We start from the raw sequence: 1,601 nt of genomic DNA, 5'->3' as shown, positions 1-1,601 counted from the left end.
GCATGGATAAACGCTCCACGACGACCTCTCTGCTTCGATAAAAGAGGTCGATGGTAGTGAATTAATCCTGCGTTGCTGCCTGCCTTAAGGGTGGCCGGATGAGCGTGGAATGGGTGGCCGGATCATCGTGGAATCAGTGGCCGGATGTTTATGGAATAGGTGGCCGGATGGCCGTGGAATCCGCAGGGCTTTCTAGATGTTCACATAGGCGTTAGGCGGGGAGGGTAGCCGACTAGTCATGTTGCTCTCGTGCAGCGTCCGGATCTTCATATCTGGCACAAATATTGGGCTCATTAACGTCGCGTTCGGTTTGCCCAAACGACCCGAAAAACGGGTGTCTCAGAAAGATGTAAACCTGTTTTTTAATCTGTTAACCACTGCAGTTAACAAGTCGAAAAATCAGTTTACAGTCCTCTGTTGCAGAGGGCTACGCCATGATCGAAGTGACTGGCGTAACAGACTCGGGTACCGTTTAACGACGGTTTGCTTGGGCAGTCATGGTGCTTGAATCAGGTCGGTCAGGAGGCAAAGCATAATGATTTCAGCCGTCATACTCGATGCGTTTGGTACCGCTGTTCGCATTCGTCAACGCACCAACCCTTATGGGGCTTTGTTCAGAGAAGGCCGCCGACAGGGGGTAGCGCTCACACCCAACGGCCCTCACTTCGTAATGACGGCAAACCTCACTTTTGATCAAGTGGCTGAACATCTGGGGATCGAGCTTTCTCCCTCTAAGCGAACCGAGATGAAGGCTGCGTTAGGCAAAGAGCTGGCATCCGTCGAGCCCTACCCTGATGCTCTTGATGCCATTGCCAAGTTGCAGGAAGCTGGGGTGATCATTGGTATCTGTTCGAATTTAGCTCAGCCCTTCGGTTCTGTGATTAGGAAGGCCTTTCCGCACGTGCAGTATCACGCTTTCAGTTACGAGCTTGGAATCATGAAGCCGACCCCTGAAATCTATTTGGCCTTATGCAGTGAGATGGGCGTGGAGGCCGGTCACGGCAACGCTGACAAAGGACGAGTAGTAATGATTGGTGATTCGAGAAAGTGCGACAGAGATGGCCCCAACGGTCTCGGAATAATCGGGTACCACTTGGATCGGTCAGATCTGGGGCAGATAAGCGATCTCACGCAATTCGCTAACCAGATCATCGGTCATGATTGTGCTAAGTGAGTGGTAGGCATCCTGAAAGTCGGTATCTGATTGCGGTAGACGAAGAGGCGCAGAAGAAGCACATCTACAATTGCTACATCGATACGCTTGAGTCGCTGAAGGTCACCGTAGCTGAAAAAACCAAGCCACTGGATCTGGCGTACCAGGAAATTATAATCGGAGCGGGGGCCTTCGCAGCGCTCGCTCTTCTAGTCACCTTAAGGGAGTTATTTGCGTGACCGACAACCAGAAACCAAGCAATAATGAGCAAACGCGGGTTCCGCCACCGCCACCCACCACTGAGTATCAAAGACGCTCTGATGTAGTGGTCTAATGAAACCGGACACCCATTTAGGCGAGAATGCTCGCCAGAACGAGGTGTCAGATGACCAAACAACGCCGTACCTTTTCCCCTGAATTCAAACGCGAGGCTGCCGACCTCGTTATC

At 51.9% G+C, this 1,601-nt stretch carries 1 protein-coding gene; it reads left to right on the top strand.

Annotation, left to right across the window (positions count from 1 at the left end):
- Positions 1–535: 535 nt before the first annotated feature.
- Complete coding sequence (locus AACY52_RS28365) at positions 536–1,174, top strand: HAD family hydrolase (protein WP_339561078.1); 639 nt, start codon at positions 536–538, stop codon at positions 1,172–1,174.
- Positions 1,175–1,601: the final 427 nt, after the last annotated feature.

The organism is Pseudomonas sp. EA_65y_Pfl1_P113, assembly GCF_963970525.1.
In the GTDB taxonomy this organism is placed as follows: Bacteria; Pseudomonadota; Gammaproteobacteria; order Pseudomonadales; family Pseudomonadaceae; genus Aquipseudomonas; species Aquipseudomonas tritici.
This window is presented reverse-complemented; position numbering and strand designations above follow the sequence as displayed.